The following is a 17,654-nucleotide window of genomic DNA, read 5'->3' on the forward strand; positions in this document are numbered from 1 at the left end:
GGCGCCGCCCCGGGCCGCACCGCCGGCACGGCGGCTGACCGGGTGCCCGCGAGGGAGGGCGGCCGCGCGAGCCATCGGGAAGCGGCGCGCGGCGCCGCCGAGCGCCCCGCCGCGACGGCGCCCGGCCGGCCCGGCGCGGCCCGGGCCGAGGCGCGCGCCGAGGCGCTCGCCGACCGGGCGCGGTCCGCGCGGGCCGACGCGCTCGCCGCCGGGGAGGCGGCCGCCGCCGACCGGCGCCGCCTGCGGGCCGCCGGGGAACGCCGCGTCGCCGTCGAGCTGCAGCGCGCCGTGCTGCCGCTGCCCCGCGGCGTCCGCGCGCTGCCGGGCCTGCGCGTCGCCGTCCGGTACCTGCCCGCGCGCAGCGAGCACCGGGTGGGCGGCGACTGGTACGAGGCGGCGGCGCTGGCCCCGGACGAGGTGCTGCTCGCCGTCGGGGACGTGTCGGGGCACGGCCCGGCCGCAGCCGCCGAGATGGCGCGGCTGCGCGGCGCCCTCGGCGGCCTCGCCCGCACCGGCGCCTCCCCCGGCGCACTGCTCGGCTGGCTCGGCACGACCCTCGGCGGCGCCGACGACGCCGCGGAACCGCGCACGGCCAGCGCCGTCGCCGCCCGGTACCGTCCCGGCCCGCGCCTGCTCACCTGGGCGCGCGCCGGGCATCCCCCGCCGGTCCTGCTGCGCGGCCGCCGCGCCCGCCCGCTGGAGGCCCCCGGCGGCGTGCTGCTCGGCGTCCCCGGCGCGCCCCGGCCCGACGACGCCGAGACCCCGCTGCGGCGCGACGACCTGCTGCTCCTCTACACCGACGGGCTCATCGCCCGGCGCGGCGCGGACCCCGCCGAGCGGCTCGCGCTGCTGTGCGGGGCGGCGGCGCAGCGGCACGCCGCGCCGCCGGACGCCGTCGTCGACCACGTGCTGCGGTCGCTGGGCGGCGCGAACGCCGACGACGACATCTGCGTCCTCGCCGCGCGGGTGACCTGAGCGGGCCCGCGCCGTCGTACCCGCGTGGAAGGATGTGCGCATGAGCGGGCTGATGCTGCTGGACACGCCGTCGCTGTACTTCCGCGCCTTCTTCGGCGTGCCCGAGTCGGTCACCGCGCCGGACGGGACGCCGGTCAACGCGGTGCGGGGCCTCGTCGACATGATCGCGCGGCTCGTCCAGGACCGCTCCCCCGACCGGCTCGTCTGCTGCATGGACGCCGACTGGCGGCCCGCGTTCCGGGTGGCGGCGCTGCCGTCCTACAAGGCCCACCGGGTCGCCGAGGACGGCGGCGACCAGACCCCGGATCCGCTCTCCGCGCAGCTCCCGGTCATCGACGCCGTGCTGGACGCCTTCGGGCTCGCCCGCACCGGCGTCCCCGGCTTCGAGGCCGACGACGTCATCGGCACCCTCGCGGTGCGCGGCGCCGCCGACGGGCCGGTCGACATCGTGACCGGCGACCGCGACCTGTTCCAGCTCGTCGACGACCGCGCCCCCGTGTCCGTCCTCTACACCGCGCGCGGCGTCCGGAACCTGCAGGTGATGGGCGAGAAGGAGGTCTCGGACAAGTACGGCATCCCGGGCCGCGGCTACGGCGACTACGCGACGCTGCGCGGCGACCCCAGCGACGGCCTGCCGGGGGTGCCCGGGGTCGGCGACAAGACGGCCGCGGCGCTGGTCACCCGGTTCGGGTCGGTCGAGGGCATCCTCGCCGCGCTGGACGGGGGCGACACGGGGTTCCCGGCGGGGGCGCGCAAGCGGATCGAGGCCGCCCGCGACTACCTCGCATCGGCCGAGACGGTGGTCCGCGTCGTCACCGACATCGAGGCGCCCGAACTGGCCGCGCTCGACGACCGCCTGCCCGCGGGCGCGCGGGATCCGGAGGCGCTGGTGGAGCTGGCGGACCGGTGGAACCTGTCCGGCCCGGTGAACCGGCTGCTGAACGCCCTCGCACGCTGACGCACGCCTTCCGCTCCGCGATGGGTGCCGCCACGGGTACCGCCATGGGGACCGGTCGAGAGCCCGCGCGCGCCGGCCGCGCCGTCCGGCGTCCGGCGGTCCTGCGGCCCGCCGAATCCTGACTACAAGTTTCACCGAAAGTGTCAGAAGACGCAGACCGGGCGTGCCCGAGGGTGCAGCATCAGACTCGGTAAGGGGCTTTCCTTGGCACATGCAGGCAGCACGCACATCGCCGCGAGGCCGGCCGTGAACCCCGTCCGGCCGCGACGGCGCCATGAACGAACCGGTATCCGCGGCTCCGGGCCTCATCGCCCCACTCCCCCCGGCGCCGCGGGTGCCGGTTCCCCCTCGTCCCCGGGTCCGCCACGCGGGTCCGGGGAGGGCCCGGGTCCGCCACGCGGGTCCGGGGAGGGCCCGGAAGCGGGGCCGCGATGAGCCCGGCGGCGACCCGGCCGCGCGGCGCGGGCGAAGGCTTCTGGGACGGGCTCGACGGCTCCCAGCGGGCGGCGCTGCGGCGGGCGGGACGTCCCCGCCACTACCCCGCGCGCGCTCCGCTGTGCTACCAGGGCGAGGATTCCGACCACATCATCGTGATCGAGTCCGGGTGGACGAAGGTCGCGTCGGCGACCGAGGACGGCCGCGAGATCGTCCTGGCCGTGCGCGGGCCCGGCGATCTGGTGTGCGAGAGCGCGGTGCTCGGCAGCCGGCAGCGCTCGGCCACCGTCACCGCGCTCGGCCCGGTGCGGGCGCTGATCGTCCCGGCGGCCCGCTTCACCGCGTTCCTGGACGACCACCCCGGCATGTGGATGCTGGTCAGCGGCACGTTCGTGCGCCGTCTCGACGACGCGTCCCGGCGCCTGCAGGCGTCGGTGTCCGCGCAGGGCGCCCGGCGGCTGGCGCTGCTGCTGGCCGACCTCGCCGACCTCTCCGCCCGGCACGTCCCGCCCGCGCCCGACGGCGCCGTCGAGATCGCCCCGCCGCTCTCCCAGGAGGAGCTGGGCAGCTGCATCGACGCCTCCCGCGAGACGGTCGCCCGCGCCCTCGCCGTCCTGCGCGCCGCCGACCTCGTCCGGACCGCCCGCCGACGCACCACCGTCCGCGATCCCGAAGCGCTGCGCGCGTTCGCCGTGAACGCGCTGGACTGACGGCCGGTGCGAGAGCACCGGCCGTCGCCTTTACGTTGTAGATCAGTAACAGGGTCAGGAGGGAGCGGCCGCCACCGCGCGTTCCCGCCGTCCCGGGGCCCGCGCGGCCGGGGTCTCCGCGCCCGGGGTCTCCTGGTCGGAGAGCCACCCGAGGATGCCCTCGACCGCGTCGCGGCAGCCGCCGCAGCCGGTGCCGGCGCGGGTCTCGCCGGCCACGTCCCCGGCGGTGCGGGCGCCGTCCTCCCACGCCTCCCGGATGCGGCGCTTGGTGACGCCGTTGCACTGGCAGACGGTGGCGGCGTCCGGCATCCGCAGCGGTGAGGCGGCCCGCCGTTCCCCGCCGTCCGCCCCGCCGGCGCCGGGGAACAGCAGCGCCACGCGTTCGGCGGGCACGGGGGCGGCACGGTCGTAGAGCTGGGTGAGCGTCCCGGCCGCGGCGGTCTCGCCGAGCAGGATCGCGCCGATCAGCCGGCCGTCCCGGATGATCGCCTTCTTGTAGGTGCCGCGGGAGACGTCGGTGAAGCGGACGACCTCGACGTCGTCGTCCTCGTCGCCGAAGTGGGTCTCCCCCATCGACGCCAGCTCGATCCCGGCGGCCTTCAGCCGGGTGATCTGCCGGGCGCCGGTGAAGCGGGCGCCGGGGTCGGTGCCCGCGAGCAGCCCGGCGAGGATCCCCGCCTGCTCCCAGGCGGGCGCGACCAGCCCGTACACCTCGTCGCGGTGCTCGGAGCACTCGCCGATGGCGCGGACGGACGGGTCGGCGACCGAGCGCAGCTCGTCGTCGACGATCACGCCGCGGCCGACGGCGAGGCCGGCGTCGCGGGCGAGCGCGGTCTCGGGCCGGACGCCGCACGCGACGACGACCAGGTCGGCGTCGATCGTCTCGCTCTCCCCGCCGACGTCCAGCGCCACGCCGGTGACCCTGCGGTCGTCGCCGGTCCCGGAGGTGCGGACGCCGGTGACGCCGACGCCGACGCGCGAGCCGACGCCCAGCCCGGCGAGCGTCCTGGCCAGGACGCGGCCCGCGGCCGGGTCGAGCTGGCGTTCCATCAGGTGCCCGGCCAGGTGCAGGACGGTGACGTCCAGCCCGCGGCCCGCGAGGCCGCGGGCGGCCTCGATGCCGAGCAGCCCGCCGCCGATGACCACGGCGCGCCGCGCCGAGTCGGCGAGCTCGCTGATGCGGCGGCAGTCGTCCAGGGTGCGGAACGCCAGCGCGCCGCGCGGCATCCCCTCGGCGAGGCCGGGCATCGGCGGGACGAACGCGGTGCTGCCGGTCGCCAGGACGAGCGTGCCGTACGGGGTGACGGACCCGTCGGACGCGTGCACGGTGCGGGCCTCGCGGTCGATGCGGGTCACCTCGACGCCGGGGCGGGCGTCGACGCCGTGCGCGGCGTACCAGGCGGCGTCGACGAGCGCGATGTGCTCGGGGTCGGTGGCGCCGGCGAGGACGTTCGACAGCAGGACCCGGTTGTAGGGGCGCTGCGGCTCCGCGCCGAACACGGTGATCGGGACGGAGGGGTCCCGGTCGCGCAGCTCGCCGACGAACCGGGATCCGGCCATCCCGTTGCCGACGACGACGACGTTCCGCGTCTCCTCGTGCGGCGTCGTTTCGGGCAGGGCGGCGCTCATCGTCCCACCGCCTCCGGGGTGCGCGTGCCGATCTGCAGCAGCGGTTTGATCTGCTCGCGCTCGACCTCGAACTCGATGCTGGGATCGGGTGTCTCCGGCGCGTTGACGAACGAGACGAACCGGCGGAGCCGCTCGGGGTCGTCCAGCACGTCGCTCCACTCGTCGGAGTAGGCGGCGACGTGCCGTTCCATGGCGGCGTCGAGTTCGGTGCAGATGCCGAGGCGGTCCTCCATGACGACCTCCCGCAGGTAGTCCAGGCCGCCGTCCAGGTCCTCCAGCCAGCTCGCGGTGCGCTGCAGCCGGTCGGCGGTGCGGATGTAGAACATCAGGAACCGGTCGATCGCGGTGATCAGCTCGTCGTCGGACAGGTCGCTCGCCAGCAGGTCGGCGTGCCGGGGCCGCATGCCGCCGTTCCCGGCGACGTAGAGGTTCCAGCCGTTCTCGGTGGCGATGATCCCGAAGTCCTTGCTCTGCGCCTCGGCGCATTCGCGGGCGCAACCGGACACGGCGGACTTGAGCTTGTGCGGGGCGCGCAGCCCCCGGTACCGCAGCTCCAGTTTGATGGCCATGCCGACCGAGTCCTGGACGCCGTAGCGGCACCAGGTCGAGCCGACGCACGACTTCACCGTCCGCAGCGACTTGCCGTAGGCGTGCCCGGACTCGAACCCGGCGTCGACCAGCCGCCGCCAGATCTGCGGGAGCTGCTCGACGCGGGCGCCGAACAGGTCGATCCGCTGCCCGCCGGTGATCTTGGTGTAGAGGCCGAAGTCGCGGGCGACCTCCCCGATCACGATCAGCTTCTCGGGGGTGATCTCCCCGCCGGGGACGCGCGGGACGACCGAGTAGGTCCCGTTCTTCTGCAGGTTGGCGAGGAAGTGGTCGTTGGTGTCCTGCAGGGCCGCCTGCTCGCCCTCGAGGATGTGGCCGTTGCCGAGGCTGGCGAGGATGGACGCGACGGTCGGCTTGCAGATGTCGCAGCCGCGGCCCCGTCCGTGCTCCTCCACCAGCCGGGTGAAGCTGGTGATGCCGCTCGCGCGGATGATGTCGAACAGCTCGGCGCGGCTGTGGTCGAAGTGCTCGCAGATCGCCTTGCTGACCTCGACGCCGGCCGCGGTCAGCTCGGCGTCCAGGAGCTTCTTGACCAGCGGGACGCAGCTGCCGCAGCTCGTCCCGGCGCGCGTGCAGGACTTCACCTCGCCGAGGTCGGTCAGCGACTGCTCGGAGACCGCGCAGCGGATCGTCTCGGCGGAGACGTTGTTGCAGGAGCACACGACGGTGGCGCCGGGCAGGTCGCCGCCCGCGGCCTCGGTGCCGCCGAACAGGACCTGGTCGGGGGTGCCGGGCAGGGCGCCGCCGACCTGGGCGCGCAGGGAGGCGTAGGACTCGGCGTCGCCGACCAGGACGCCGCCGAGCAGCGTGCGGGCGTCGTCGCTGACGATGATCTTCTTGTACACCTTCGCGACCGGGTCGGTGTAGGTCACGCCGAGCGCGCCGCCGTCCCGGTCGGCGAACGGGTCGCCGAAGCTGGCGACGTCCACGCCCATCAGCTTGAGCTTGGTGGAGGAGTCGGCGCCCTCGAACAGGGCCTCCGCGTCCTCGGCGAGCCGCGCCGCGACGATCTCGGCCATGGAGAAGCAGGGCGCGACCAGCCCGTACACCGCGCCGCCGACGGCGGCGCACTCGCCGATCGCGAAGATCGCGGGGTCCTCGGTGCGGCAGCCGGAGTCCACGATGATCCCGCCGCGCTCCCCCACCGGCAGGCCGCAGCCGCGCGCCAGCTCGTCGCGGGGGCGGATCCCGGCGGAGAAGACCACGAGCTCGGCGTCCAGCACGGTGTCGTCGGCCATCCGGACGCATCGGACGGACCCGTCCGGCCCGGCCTCGAGCGCGTTCATCGGGGTCCCCGCCCGCACGGCCATCCCGAGGGCCTCGATGTGGCGGCGCAGCATCGCGCCGCCGCCCTCGTCGAGCTGGCGGGGCATCAGCCACGGCGCCACCTCGACCACGGCGCTGCGCAGCCCGAGGCCCTGCACCGCGCGGGCCGCCTCGAGGCCGAGCAGCCCGCCGCCGACGACCGCGCCGGTCGCGCGGCCCGCGGCGTACTCGCGGATGGCGTCGAGGTCGTCGATCGTCCGGTAGACGAACACGCCCGGCAGGTCGGCGCCGGGCACGGGCGGGACGAACGGCGCGGACCCCGTCGCGAGGACGAGCGCGTCGTACGGCACCTCGTGCCCCGCGTCCGTGGCGACCGTCCGGGCCGCGCGGTCGATCCCGGTGACCCGCTCGCCGCTGCGGACCGCGACCTCGTCGCCGTGGCGCGGGTAGGCGAGGTCGGCCCCCTCCAGGTAGGTGGTCAGCGCGACCCGGTCGTAGGCGGTGCGGGTCTCCTCACCGATGACGGTCACGTGCCACGCACCGGCGGTGTCGCGCTCGCGCAGGACCTCCACCAGGCGGTGCGCGGCCGGACCGTGGCCGACCACGACCAGCCGCCGGACGTTTTCGTTGTCGGCTCCCATGCCGACGATCCTCGGACGGGCTTATTACCCGGACAGGTCCCGAATGTCACCCGTACGTTAACTGCCCCTCACCGCCCGCGCCGCGCCGATACCCACCCGTAATGTCGCTCCTCCAGACGTCCGTCCCCATTACTCCCGGAATGGACAGGTAACACGCCCGCGACAGACCGGGGGCGCCGACGCCCCGGCGGAGGCCCGGCGGCACCCTGCGATGCCCAGCAGGACCCTCCGCACGCCCACCGCGCACCGGCCCTCGGCGGGCGGCGGGCGGCGGGCGGAGGCACCGGTTCACGGCCGACGTCGGTCACGGCCGGAACCGGGCTCCGTCTCCTTCTCCCCGTCCGTCCGGACGAGAATCGCGAACTCTCCCCCAGCAAGGCGCCCCGCCCACTGCCTTTACGAAGTAAGGTGGCTTCGTTCCGTTCCGGGCGGCAGGGCCGGCCTTCGCGAACGCGGCGGGCGGGGCACCGGTGAGGGTGGCCGGCTCAGGAGCGCGGGATGTCCACGTCGAGGGCGGCCAGGGCGTTCGCCCAGGCATCGGCGGGCAGGATGTGGCCGGCCAGCAGGTTGCGGGCGTCGGACCGCAGGACGGCGGCGGTGTAGCGGGCGTCGGTGCCGTACCGGGCCGCGAGTTCGGCGCCGCCGAACGGGACGTGGGTGCCGAACAGCACGCAGAACGTCTCACCGGTGTTCTGGCCGGTGTTGAGCGCGGTGGGCGCCTCGACCTGGGAGAGGCGGACACCGCCCTCGGCCATGCCGCGCTCGTCGCGGGCCAGGGTGCCGTCGGGGGCGAACTCGAGCGGCGGGGCGGACGGCGGCGCGGTGCCGTCCTCGATCCACCGGCCGAGGTGCGCGTACGCGGCGGCGATCACGTGATGGAGCGGGACGCGGCTGAACGGCGGCCGCTCGCAGTCGTAGGACGGGGCCTCGCCGAGGTCGCGGGCGAGGATGGAGCTGCGGTAGGCCTGGCCGTGCCAGCCGGAGTGCGCGGATCCGGCGACCTCCCAGCGGCGGTACACGGGGGTGTCGGGCATCCGCTCGGGCGAGCGGACGTCGGTCTCGGACAGGATGTGGAACACGGGTTCGGTGCCGCGCCGCGCCGGGGCGGAGCCGACGGCGAACGCGTACCCGTCGAACACCTTCGCCGTCTGCGGGAGGACGGCGTCGTGATAGACGGTCATGCGGCCGGCCGACTGCGAGGCGCCCGCGCCGATCAGCGCGCGGGCCCGCAGCCCGCCGAGGGGCGCGCCGGGGCCGCGGCGGCGCAGGGTGCTCGCGACCTGGGCGTAGATGTCGTAGGACAGCTCGTCGCGGGTGAACCGGCCGCCGCCGGTGACGTCGAGGTCGCCGTAGCGTGCCGGGCTCCACTCGCGCAGGTGCTCGACGCCGACCCGCTGGGCGGAGATGCCCGCCCAGGCCTGCCCCGCCCCGGTGATCTGGTCGGTGGACCAGAGCGCGTCGAGGTCGTATCCGGCGCTCACGTTCTGCCATTCGGCGACGACGGTGCCGCCGAAGCCGGACGGGCGCGCCGGGCGCCGCACGATGACGCGGGTGGTGTAGGGGACGTCGGCGGCGAGGCGCTCCCCCGTGGCCGAGTAGGCGTCGGCCGCGCCGGAGACGATGAACTCCTCCTCGACGTATCCGCGGGCCTCGAGGTCGACGTCGGTGGCCATCCAGGGGTGGGTGCGGGCGATGTCGGGCGAGGACGGGTCGCCGGGCGCGGCGCCGGGCAGCGGCCCGCGCACGGTGGGCGCCGGGTCCTGCGGGGCCCGGGCGTGCGCGGCGGGGCCGGGGAGCAGGCCGGCGGTGAGCGCGGCGCCGAGTACGGCCGCCGCGGCGGCGCGGCCCCGGGCGCGCGGCCGGCGCCGCGTGAGCGACAGGTGCATCGGTCGGGTTCCCTCCGTCGGGTGGGTGGGACCCCGGATGCTCCACGGGCGGCACGGCGCCGTCATCGGCCTGGCGGCGGGACGTGCGCCGCCGCGTTTTGCGTCAGGTGCGTTGCGCTCGGGCGGCGGGCGTGCGGGCCCGCTCGTCCGCCTCGGCGGCCGGCGGGCCGCCGCGCGTCCCCACTGCTCGCGCGGGGCGCGGCCGCTGCTCCCGGAGGGCGCGGCCGAGCCAGGCCTGCAGCAGGACGAGGAGGTCCAGGCGGCGCCCGGCCGGGGACGGGGCTCGGTCGGCGCCGGGCGGCGGCGGACCGGCCTCGCGCAGGCGCGCCGGCATGAGCCGCGCGGCGTCGATGCGGTCGCGGGGCGGGAGGCGGTCGAGGGGCGCGAGCCAGTGGGCGGCGACGGCGTGGACCAGGTCGTCGTCGCGGAACACCGCGAACGGCGGGAGCACCTCGGTGGCGCGGACGAGCCCTGCGGGGCCGCCCGCTCCGGCGAGCGCGAGCGCCGCACGGGCCCAGCGCAGCGACACGGCGGCGTCGGCCGTGCGGACGGCCGGGCCCAGCACCGCACCCCGCCCCAGCAGCGCGTCCCGCAGGGTCCGCTCGCGGCCGGGGCGGGAGGGGTCGGGAACGAGCACGCACGGGACCCGGCGCCACGGCGCGGCCAGCGCGTCCGGCGGCAGGCCCGCGGCGGGCGGCGCCGGGAGCGCGTCCGGCGAGCGCCGCGAGGCCTTCCGCGCCCGGCGGCACGGGCGCGTCGCCGAGCAGGACGTCCAGCAGCCGGCGGCGCGCCGCCTCCCGGTCCGGGCCCGGTGTCCGCTCCGTCATGGCGGCAATCTATGGCGGGGCGGCCGCCGGGGCGGCTCACGCGCGAACGAAATCGCTGCGGCGATTTGATCGGCGCGCCCATTGAGCGGGTTCCCGCATCGGCCGGGCCGGGTGCGGCGGAACGCTCCAATCACTCACACGGCGACAAAAACCGCCTGATTCCGTTGCCGCCGCCCAATCTCGCTGTGCCGTCACACACGTATTCTCACCATCCCTTGATCTCGCGGCGGGAGAGGCGAGACTGGCGAGCCCGAAAGCCAGGTGCGTTTCCGATCCCAAGGAGAACCCGTGGCCTCCCCGCCCCTGTCAGTTCGAAGAACCCGCTCCCCGCTGACGTGTCACGCGCCGCCGCTCCGCGTCGGCGACCTCCTCCGCCCGCATGCCGACTCGGTCGTGCAAGAGATCGCCGGCGAGATCCGCCGGCAGCTCCCCGCGTACGCGCACTCCGCCGACAGCGTCCAGGGCCGGCAGATGATCCGGACGATCTCCACGACGGTCGGCGGCTTCGTGGACTCGCTGGACGACCCGGCGCCGGACTGGACGCCGCTCACGAAGCTCTACGCCCACATCGGCGCCCGCGAGGCGTCCGAGGGGCACGGCCTCGACAACCTGGAGGCGGCGCTGCGGCTCAGCAGCCAGATCACCTGCCGCCGCTTCATCGGCCACGCCTACGACTTCGGCTGGAGCCAGGAGACCCTGTCGATGCTCACCGAGGCCCACTTCGGGCTCCTGGCCATCCTCGTCGACGCCGCCGCGGAAGGCTACGACTCGACCCGCCAAGAGCTGGCGACGCGCCGGGAGCGGGCCCGCGGGCGGCTCCGCGACGTCCTGGTCGCCGAGCCGCCCATCGGCCGGGAGGCGATCCGGGAGCTGGCGAAGGCCGCCGACTGGACGGCCCCGGAGACGATCTGCGCGGTGGCGCTGCGCGGACCGGTGGACGGCACCGCCCGGCTCGTCCCGCCCACGGTGCTCGCCGACTGGTCGGGCGACGCCCCCTACCTGGTGGTCCCGGATCCGGGCGGTCCGGGCCAGGAGCGGCTGATGGCGGCGCTGGCCGACGCCTGCCCCGGGGCGGTCGGCCCGACCGTCCCGGTGGACCGCGGCGCGGTGTCGCTGCGGTGGGCGCGGCGGGCCGTCGCGCTCGCCGAGGAGGGCGTGCTGCCCGCGGACGGGACGGTGCGCTGCTGCGACCACCTGGCCACGCTGATCACCGCGGAGGCGCGCGATCTGGTGGAGGCCGCCGCGCCGCAGTACCTGCGGCCGCTGCTGGAGCAGCCGTCGCCGCGTCGGGAGATGCTCGCCGAGACGCTGCTGACGTACTTCAACAGCGGCGGCAACGCGGTCGTCACCGGGCGGCAGCTGCACATCCACCCCCAGACGGTGCGGTACCGGATCCGGGTGATCCACGAGATGTTCGGCGGCGAGCCGGCCGCCCCCGACACCAAGCTCGCGACCATGATCACGCTGAACTCGATGCTGCGGCTCTTCCCGGACGAGGTCCCCGAGCCGTCCGGCTGACGTCCCCGCCGGTCCGGGGCGGGCCGCTCGAGCGGCCCGCCCCGGCCGGGCGGACGGGCTCGCGGGGTCGGACTCACTCGGGTGAGCCGCGCGCGGGCCCGGATTCGGCGTGAGGTTCATGGTCGCGGACGGCGGCGGCGGCGATCATCCGGTCACCCCCTCGGAGAAAGGCTGACGCATGAACCTCCTCCGCACGAGCGGAAGATCCCTGCGCGGGCGCGCGCTGCGCGCGGCCGCGGCGGCGCTGATCCTGGCGGCCGCCGCGGCGGCGTGGTGCGCGGACGTCCCGCGGGCGGCCGCGGCGCCGACCGGGTTCCACGAGGTCACGGACTTCGGCCCCAACCCCGGCAACCTGACGATGTACGCCTACGTCCCGGAGAGCGCGCGGCCGGGCGCGCCCGTGGTGGTGCTGTTCCACGGGTGCGGCGGCGACGCCCGGGACCTCGACGTGAACACCGGCTGGCGCAAGTACGCCGACACCTACGGGTTCACGATCGTGTTCCCCGAGCAGAAGGAGGAGAACGTCGGCTCCGGCGGGCTCATCCCGCACAAGTGCTTCAGCGCGTGGAGCGAGGAGGACCGCACCCGCGCGGGCGACGGCGAGGCCCGCTCGGTCGTCCGGATGGTCGAGCACATGACGGAGGCGTACGGCGCGGACGCGTCGCGGGTGTTCGTCACCGGCTACTCCGGCGGCGGAGCGGCGACGAACGTGATGCTGGCCGCGTATCCGGACGTGTTCAAGGCCGGCGCGGTGTTCTTCGGGATGGCCTACGGCTGCGCCGACTCCGAGTCCGTGTACTTCGTCACGCCGCCGTTCGGGCCGTGCTCGGGGTACTTCAACTTCACCTCCGCGCGGGAGTGGGGCGACCGGCTGCGCGGCGCGCACCCGGGCTACTCGGGCCCGCGCCCGCCGGTGCAGATCTGGCACGGCGGCTCGGACCCGATCATCGTGCCGCGGTCGCTGGAGTACCAGACGGCGCAGTGGACGAACGTGTTCGGGATCGGCCGCACGCCGACGTCGACGACGACGCCCGCGAGCGGCGTCACCAAGCGCGTCTACGGGAGCGGCCGGCTCGAGACGTACCTGATCGACGACATGGGGCACGAGCCGCCGGTCGATCCGGGCGCGGGCGCCGAGAACTGCGGGACGGCGGGCGCCGGGCACGACGCGCTGTGCGGCCCGTACCACGCGTCCCGCTTCTTCGGGCTGGGCTGACCGCACCGCGCGCCCGTCCCCACCGGGCTCGGGCGCCGGACGGCCGCGGCCGTCCGGCGCCCGAGCCCGGTTCGGCGGCGGCGGCTCGTCGGGCACCATGGAGGGGTGACGCAGGTTGTGGAGGGGGAGGCAGGGCTGCGCGCCCTGGCGGACCTCGTCTCGGACGGGGACGTCGTGGTGCTGAGCGGCGCCGGCATCTCCACCGAGTCGGGCATTCCGGATTACCGTGGCGAGACGGGGCTCAGCAGGCGGCGGGGCGACCCGATGACCTACCAGGCGTTCACCGGCGGCGCGGCGGCGCGGCGCCGGTACTGGGCGCGGAGCCATCTGGGCTGGCGGCACATCAAGGACGCGCGCCCCAACGCCGGGCACCGGGCCGTCGCGGAGCTGCAGCGGCGGGGGCTGCTGGCGGGGGTCATCACGCAGAACGTGGACGGGCTGCACCAGGCGGCCGGCGCGGCGGGGGTGATCGAGCTGCACGGGTCACTGGACCGGGTGGTGTGCCTGGCGTGCGGGGCCCGCACGCCCCGCGGCTACCTGGACGCGCGGCTGCGCGCCGCCAACCCGGGGTTCGGCGAGCGGCCGGGCGGGCACGCGGGCGAGCATCCGGGCCTGCACGGCCAGGACGGCTCGGTCAACCCCGACGGCGACGCCGAGCTGGACGACCGCGCGATCGAGGCGTTCCGGGTGGTGGGCTGCGACCGGTGCGGCGGGCCGCTGAAGCCGGACGTGGTGTTCTTCGGGGAGAACGTGCCGCCCGCGCGGGTCGCCGACTGCTTCGCGCTGACCGAGCGGGCGGGGGCGCTGCTGGTGCTGGGGTCGTCGCTGACGGTGATGTCGGGGTACCGGTTCGTCCGGCACGCGGCCCGGCGCGGGATCCCGGTCGGGATCGTGAACCGGGGCCCGACGCGGGGCGACGGGGAGGCGCTGGTCACCCTGGACGCGCCGCTGGGCGCGACGCTCGGCGCGCTGCTCGGAGAGCTCGCCGAGCCGGTCGCGCACCCCTGATCACCCGGAGCGTCCGCGGACGAATCCCGCGAGGCGGACGCGGCCGATCGCGGGGCGCGGCCGCATGATGTCGCCGGTCCGGGGCGTGCCGCCGGGCCCGCCGGTTCGGGGGTGTCACTCGGCACGCTCGCCTGCTTCGCCGCCGGAGGGCTCGCGGCCCGGCCCGCCCGGGGACTCGAGGGGGGACGCACCGGCGGGGCCGCGCAGCAGGCCGAGGAGGCCGGCCGTGGCCGCGGCGGCGTCGGTGCGGGGGTCGACGACCGCGTGCAGCAGCAGCCCGTCGATCAGCGCGCAGACCACCACGGCGAGGGCGGCCGGGTCGGCGTCGCCGCGCAGCCCGCCGGTGGCGCGGAGCGCGGCGAGCCGGTCGGCGAGCGCGCCGCGGAACGCCGCGAGCTGCCCGGCGGTCTCGCGGCGCAGCTCCTCGTCGCGCAGCCCGTGCACGAGCGCCTCGGTGACGACCCGCAGCCGGGGCGGGCCGGTGCCGTCGCCGGTGGCCCGCGGTGCGGTGAGGTCGGCGATCGCCGTGACGATGCCGTCCAGGACGTCCGGGGCGTCCAGGATCGCCGCGATCGGGCCCTCCATCTCGGCTTCGAGCGCGTGCAGGACGGCGGCGCGGCGCAGCGCGTCCACGGAACCGAAGTAGTAGTGCACCAGCGCGTTGTTGGCGTCCGCGCGCTCGGCGACGCCGCGGGACGTCACGGCGGTCCAGCCGTCCTCCGCCATGACCGCCACCGCGGCCTCGAGCAGCCGGATCCGGGTCGGCACCCCGCCTGCGGGCATCCCCGCCCCTTCGGTTGGTCATTTGCTTAAAGCGTACGACCAATACGGTAGGCCGCCGCCGTCCGCGGCGCAAACGCCCGGGCGGGACGGCGAACGGACCGGCCTCGCCGAGCGGGTCCGGTCCGTTCCCGGGCCGTGCGTGCACGGACCGTGGGTTCGAGCGTGCCGGTTCGAGCGTGCCGGTTCGAGCCGTGCGGCGGGGCCGTCAGGCGTCGCGGCGTTTGAGCAGGTAGGCGGCGGCCCCGAGCAGCACGGCGGTCCACAGGGCGAACACCCCGTAACCGCTCCAGGGCCCGAGGACGCCGTCGTCCGCCGGCTGCGCCGCGGTGATGAGCATGCCCGCGGTGGACGGCAGGTAGCCGTTGACGTACTCGCCGACGCGGCCGGGCAGCAGCGACGCCAGCGGGGACAGGACCAGGACGAGCCCGATCACACCGGTGATGGCGCCCGCGGTGTGCCGGACGATCGCGCCGATCGCCAGCGAGAACAGCCCGAGCATCGCCAGGTAGAGGCCACCGCCGAAGACGGCGCGCAGCACGCCGGGGTCGCCCAGCCCCACCGGGAGCCGGTCCCCGAGGATGCCGGCGCCGAGGAAGAACGAGCCGAACGACACCGCGACGCCCAGCACCAGGACGATCGCCGCGAACACCAGGGCCTTGGCCCACAGCATCGGCAGCCGGGCCGGCACCGCCAGCAGGCTCGAGCGGATCATGCCGGTGGAGTACTCGGAGGCGATGAGCAGCACGCCGAGCACGCAGACGGTCAGCTGGCTGTAGGACAGGCCGGCGCCGAGGAAGAACCCGGCGGGATCCTCCCCGATCATGGCGCGGTCGGACTCGTTCATGCTGTCCCACTGCGTCGCGAAGACCGCCGCGAGCAGGCCGGTGAAGCCCAGGTTGAGCAGGACCAGCAGGGCCAGCGACCACAGCGTCGACTGGACGGTGCGGATCTTGGTCCACTCGGCCAGGAGCAGGGCGCCGAAGCCGGGGCGGCGCGCCTCGGCGCGGGGCCCCGAGGGCTGCGCCGTGTCGGCGGGGGCGGCGGTCATCGGGCCTCCTCCTTCGCGGGGACCGCGGGCCGGTCCGCGGCGGGCGCGCCGGCGGCCGCCGCGCCGGCGGCACCGGGCGCCCCGTACTCGACGGTGTCGCGGGTGAGCTCCATGAACGCGTCCTCGAGGGAGCCGCGCCGCGGGGTGAGCTCGTGCAGGACGAGTCCCTCGGCGGCGGCGAGCTCGCCGATGCGGGGCGCCTCCAGGTTCGCGACGGTCAGCGCGCCGTCCTCGGCGGCGGCGACCTTGCCGCCCTCGCCGGACAGCACGCCGGTGAGCCGCTCGGCGTCGGGGGTGCGGACGAGCACCGACTTCTCGGTGCTGCGCTCGATGAACTCCTCGGTGGAGCAGTCGGCGATGAGCCGGCCGCGGCCGATGACGATGAGGTGCTCGGCGGTGACGGCCATCTCGTTCATCAGGTGGCTGGAGACGAACACGGTCCGGCCGCCGGCGGCGAACCGCTGCATGAGGCTGCGGATCCAGACGACGCCCTCGGGGTCGAGCCCGTTGACCGGTTCGTCCAGGATGAGCACCTCGGGGTCGCCGAGGACGGCGGCGGCGATGCCGAGCCGCTGGCCCATGCCGAGCGAGAAGCCGTGCGTCCGGCGCCCGGCGACGTCGGTGAGGCCGACCAGTTCCAGGACCTCGTCGACGCGCTTGGCGCCGATGCCTTGGGACTGCGCGAGGCACAGCAGGTGGTTGCGGGCGCTGCGGCCGGTGTGGACGGCCTTGGCCTCCAGCAGCGCGCCGACGGTCCGCATCGGGACGGGCAGGTCGCGGTAGTGCCGTCCTGCGATGCGGGCGTCGCCGCCGTCGGGCCGGTCCAGCCCGAGCAGCATCCGCATGGTCGTCGACTTCCCGGCGCCGTTCGGGCCGAGGAAGCCGGTCACCCGGCCGGGCTCCACCTTGAAGGAGAGGTCGTGCACGGCGACCTTCGCGCCGTAGCGTTTGGTGAGGTTCTGGGCCTCGATCATGCAGGAGTCCAGGGGGTCGTGGTCGTTCTGGCCGTGACGACCCTATCGGCGCGAAATGTCCGCCGACTCATCCTCAGGTCGACCCCGCCTCCGACCTGCGCAGTAGGCGCCGCCAGGGCGGACCGGGCGGAAACGCCCCTCCCCGCCCATTATTGACGTGGCGTCAATAATGGGTGAGGATGCGGGGCACCGTATTCCGGCCCTCGCCCGGGAGGCCTTCGTGCCCGCATCGCCGCCCCCGCCCCCGCAGCCCCCTCGAGCGTCCCCTCCCCCGTCGGCGGCGGCGCCGGTCCGGTCGCGGCGGGCGACCTGGCCGCCCGGCTCGCCGACCGGGACGTGCTGCGCCTGCTGGGCGCCGAGCCGATCGTCGGGCTGGGCGCCGGACGCGCGCTGCTGATGCAGCTGGCGCACCCCGGCGTGGCGCGCGGCGTCGCCGAGCACAGCGACTTCGCCGAACGGCCGCTGGCGCGGCTGTTCGGCACCCTCGACTTCCTGCTGATCACGGCGTTCGGGACGCCGGAGCAGGTCGAGCGGATCGCCGCGAAGGTCCGCGGCATCCACACCGCCGTCCGCGGCGAGGGCTACTCGGGCAACGATCCCGGCCTGCAGCTGTGGGTGAACGCGACGCTCATCGACTCGGCGCTGTACCTGCACGAGCGGCTGGGGCGGCGCGGCCGTCCCGGCGAGGACGAGGCCGAGGAGTACTACCGGCAGGCGCGGATCGTCGCGGAGGTCCTCGGCTGCCCGCTGGAGGAGCAGCCGGCGGACCTGGCGTCCTTCCGCGCCTACATGGACGAGATGGTGGCGTCGCTGGAGGTGGACGACAACGCGCGGAAGGTCGCGGCGGCCGTGCTGCACCCGCGGAAGCTGCGCGCGCTCGCGCCGGGCCTGGCGGTGTTCCGCGTGGTCACGACCGCGCTGCTGCCCGAGCCGTTCCGCGAGCGGTACGGGCTGCCGTGGGGCGCGCGGCACCGCCGCGCGGCCGCGCTGGTGCTGGGCACGGCCGCGCTCGGGCACCGGGTGACGCCGGGGCCGCTGCGGCGGCCGCCGCAGGCGCTGCTGGTCCGCCTCGCCTCGCACCGCGTCGAGCGGACGCTGCGCGAGCGCCGCGCCCGCCGCCGCGCAGGACGCGCGGAGCGGGCGGGCGACTGACCGTCCCGGACGGCGCGGG

At 76.0% G+C, this 17,654-nt stretch carries 14 protein-coding genes; 7 read left to right on the forward strand and 7 right to left on the reverse strand.

The annotated features are described in order from the left end of the window. Nucleotides 1–42 precede the first annotated feature (42 nt). The 3 genes from F7P10_RS00500 (at nucleotide 43) to F7P10_RS00515 (ending at nucleotide 3,078) form a co-directional block, all read left to right on the forward strand. Nucleotides 43–975 (forward strand): PP2C family protein-serine/threonine phosphatase, encoded by a 933-nt coding sequence (locus F7P10_RS00500; RefSeq protein ID WP_151007561.1) that lies wholly within the window; start codon nucleotides 43–45, stop codon nucleotides 973–975. 40 nt (nucleotides 976–1,015) lie between these two features. After that, nucleotides 1,016–1,933: a 5'-3' exonuclease gene (locus F7P10_RS00505; RefSeq protein ID WP_151007562.1), complete on the forward strand. Its 918-nt coding sequence runs from the start codon at nucleotides 1,016–1,018 to the stop codon at nucleotides 1,931–1,933. 431 nt (nucleotides 1,934–2,364) lie between these two features. Continuing rightward, complete coding sequence (locus tag F7P10_RS00515; protein WP_151007564.1) at nucleotides 2,365–3,078, forward strand: Crp/Fnr family transcriptional regulator; 714 nt, start codon at nucleotides 2,365–2,367, stop codon at nucleotides 3,076–3,078. A gap of 54 nt (nucleotides 3,079–3,132) precedes the next feature. Here the strand turns inward: F7P10_RS00515 and F7P10_RS00520 are convergent, their stop codons facing one another. The 4 genes from F7P10_RS00520 to F7P10_RS00535 form a co-directional block, all read right to left on the reverse strand. Next, the gene (locus F7P10_RS00520; protein WP_151007565.1) at nucleotides 3,133–4,707 is read right to left on the reverse strand and encodes an FAD-dependent oxidoreductase; all 1,575 of its coding nucleotides are present in this window, start codon (nucleotides 4,705–4,707) and stop codon (nucleotides 3,133–3,135) included. Further along, nucleotides 4,704–7,223, reverse strand: coding sequence for a nitrite reductase large subunit NirB (gene nirB, locus F7P10_RS00525; protein WP_151007566.1), 2,520 nt, complete (start codon nucleotides 7,221–7,223; stop codon nucleotides 4,704–4,706). The genes F7P10_RS00520 and nirB overlap by 4 nt, the downstream gene beginning before the upstream one ends. Before the next feature lie 485 nt (nucleotides 7,224–7,708). After that, a complete protein-coding gene (locus F7P10_RS00530) occupies nucleotides 7,709–9,109 on the reverse strand; it encodes an alpha/beta hydrolase domain-containing protein (protein WP_254716323.1) in 1,401 nt (466 codons plus the stop codon). 103 nt (nucleotides 9,110–9,212) lie between these two features. Then, complete coding sequence (locus F7P10_RS00535; RefSeq protein ID WP_151007567.1) at nucleotides 9,213–9,746, reverse strand: hypothetical protein; 534 nt, start codon at nucleotides 9,744–9,746, stop codon at nucleotides 9,213–9,215. A 583-nt stretch (nucleotides 9,747–10,329) separates the two neighbouring features. On the opposite strand from F7P10_RS00535, the gene F7P10_RS00540 reads away from it, so the two are divergent. The 3 genes from F7P10_RS00540 (at nucleotide 10,330) to F7P10_RS00550 (ending at nucleotide 13,678) form a co-directional block, all read left to right on the forward strand. After that, the gene (locus tag F7P10_RS00540; protein WP_151007568.1) at nucleotides 10,330–11,454 is read left to right on the forward strand and encodes a helix-turn-helix domain-containing protein; all 1,125 of its coding nucleotides are present in this window, start codon (nucleotides 10,330–10,332) and stop codon (nucleotides 11,452–11,454) included. 178 nt (nucleotides 11,455–11,632) lie between these two features. Further along, nucleotides 11,633–12,670: a PHB depolymerase family esterase gene (locus F7P10_RS00545; RefSeq protein WP_151007569.1), complete on the forward strand. Its 1,038-nt coding sequence runs from the start codon at nucleotides 11,633–11,635 to the stop codon at nucleotides 12,668–12,670. A gap of 105 nt (nucleotides 12,671–12,775) precedes the next feature. Next, a complete protein-coding gene (locus tag F7P10_RS00550) occupies nucleotides 12,776–13,678 on the forward strand; it encodes an NAD-dependent protein deacetylase (RefSeq protein ID WP_254716324.1) in 903 nt (300 codons plus the stop codon). Between the two features lie 114 nt (nucleotides 13,679–13,792). Here F7P10_RS00550 and F7P10_RS00555 read toward each other — a convergent pair whose 3' ends face one another. The 3 genes from F7P10_RS00555 to F7P10_RS00565 form a co-directional block, all read right to left on the reverse strand. Then, nucleotides 13,793–14,461 carry a TetR/AcrR family transcriptional regulator gene (locus F7P10_RS00555; protein ID WP_151007570.1) on the reverse strand — a complete coding sequence of 223 codons (669 nt, stop codon included), beginning with the start codon at nucleotides 14,459–14,461 and terminating at the stop codon, nucleotides 13,793–13,795. A 205-nt stretch (nucleotides 14,462–14,666) separates the two neighbouring features. Continuing rightward, complete coding sequence (locus F7P10_RS00560) at nucleotides 14,667–15,509, reverse strand: ABC transporter permease (RefSeq protein ID WP_151007571.1); 843 nt, start codon at nucleotides 15,507–15,509, stop codon at nucleotides 14,667–14,669. Further along, nucleotides 15,506–16,483, reverse strand: coding sequence for an ABC transporter ATP-binding protein (locus tag F7P10_RS00565; RefSeq protein WP_151007572.1), 978 nt, complete (start codon nucleotides 16,481–16,483; stop codon nucleotides 15,506–15,508). The genes F7P10_RS00560 and F7P10_RS00565 overlap by 4 nt, the downstream gene beginning before the upstream one ends. A gap of 336 nt (nucleotides 16,484–16,819) precedes the next feature. Between F7P10_RS00565 and F7P10_RS00570 the strand changes: the two genes are divergently transcribed. Then, nucleotides 16,820–17,635, forward strand: a complete 816-nt coding sequence (locus F7P10_RS00570; RefSeq protein WP_254716325.1) for an oxygenase MpaB family protein — start codon at nucleotides 16,820–16,822, stop codon at nucleotides 17,633–17,635. Nucleotides 17,636–17,654 lie beyond the last annotated feature (19 nt).

It is taken from the genome of Actinomadura sp. WMMB 499 (genome assembly GCF_008824145.1).
GTDB lineage: Bacteria > Actinomycetota > Actinomycetes > Streptosporangiales > Streptosporangiaceae > Spirillospora.

Bases quoted from the DNA above. Each gene is read 5' to 3' on its own strand.
- F7P10_RS00505 (WP_151007562.1), top strand. From the start codon at position 1,016: ATGAGCGGGCTGATGCTGCTGGACACGCCGTCGCTGTACTTCCGCGCC.
- F7P10_RS00515 (WP_151007564.1), top strand. From the start codon at position 2,365: ATGAGCCCGGCGGCGACCCGGCCGCGCGGCGCGGGCGAAGGCTTCTGG.
- F7P10_RS00520 (WP_151007565.1), bottom strand. From the start codon at position 4,707: ATGAGCGCCGCCCTGCCCGAAACGACGCCGCACGAGGAGACGCGGAAC.
- nirB (WP_151007566.1), bottom strand. From the start codon at position 7,223: ATGGGAGCCGACAACGAAAACGTCCGGCGGCTGGTCGTGGTCGGCCAC.
- F7P10_RS00530 (WP_254716323.1), bottom strand. From the start codon at position 9,109: ATGCACCTGTCGCTCACGCGGCGCCGGCCGCGCGCCCGGGGCCGCGCC.
- F7P10_RS00545 (WP_151007569.1), top strand. From the start codon at position 11,633: ATGAACCTCCTCCGCACGAGCGGAAGATCCCTGCGCGGGCGCGCGCTG.
- F7P10_RS00555 (WP_151007570.1), bottom strand. From the start codon at position 14,461: ATGCCCGCAGGCGGGGTGCCGACCCGGATCCGGCTGCTCGAGGCCGCG.
- F7P10_RS00560 (WP_151007571.1), bottom strand. From the start codon at position 15,509: ATGACCGCCGCCCCCGCCGACACGGCGCAGCCCTCGGGGCCCCGCGCC.
- F7P10_RS00565 (WP_151007572.1), bottom strand. From the start codon at position 16,483: ATGATCGAGGCCCAGAACCTCACCAAACGCTACGGCGCGAAGGTCGCC.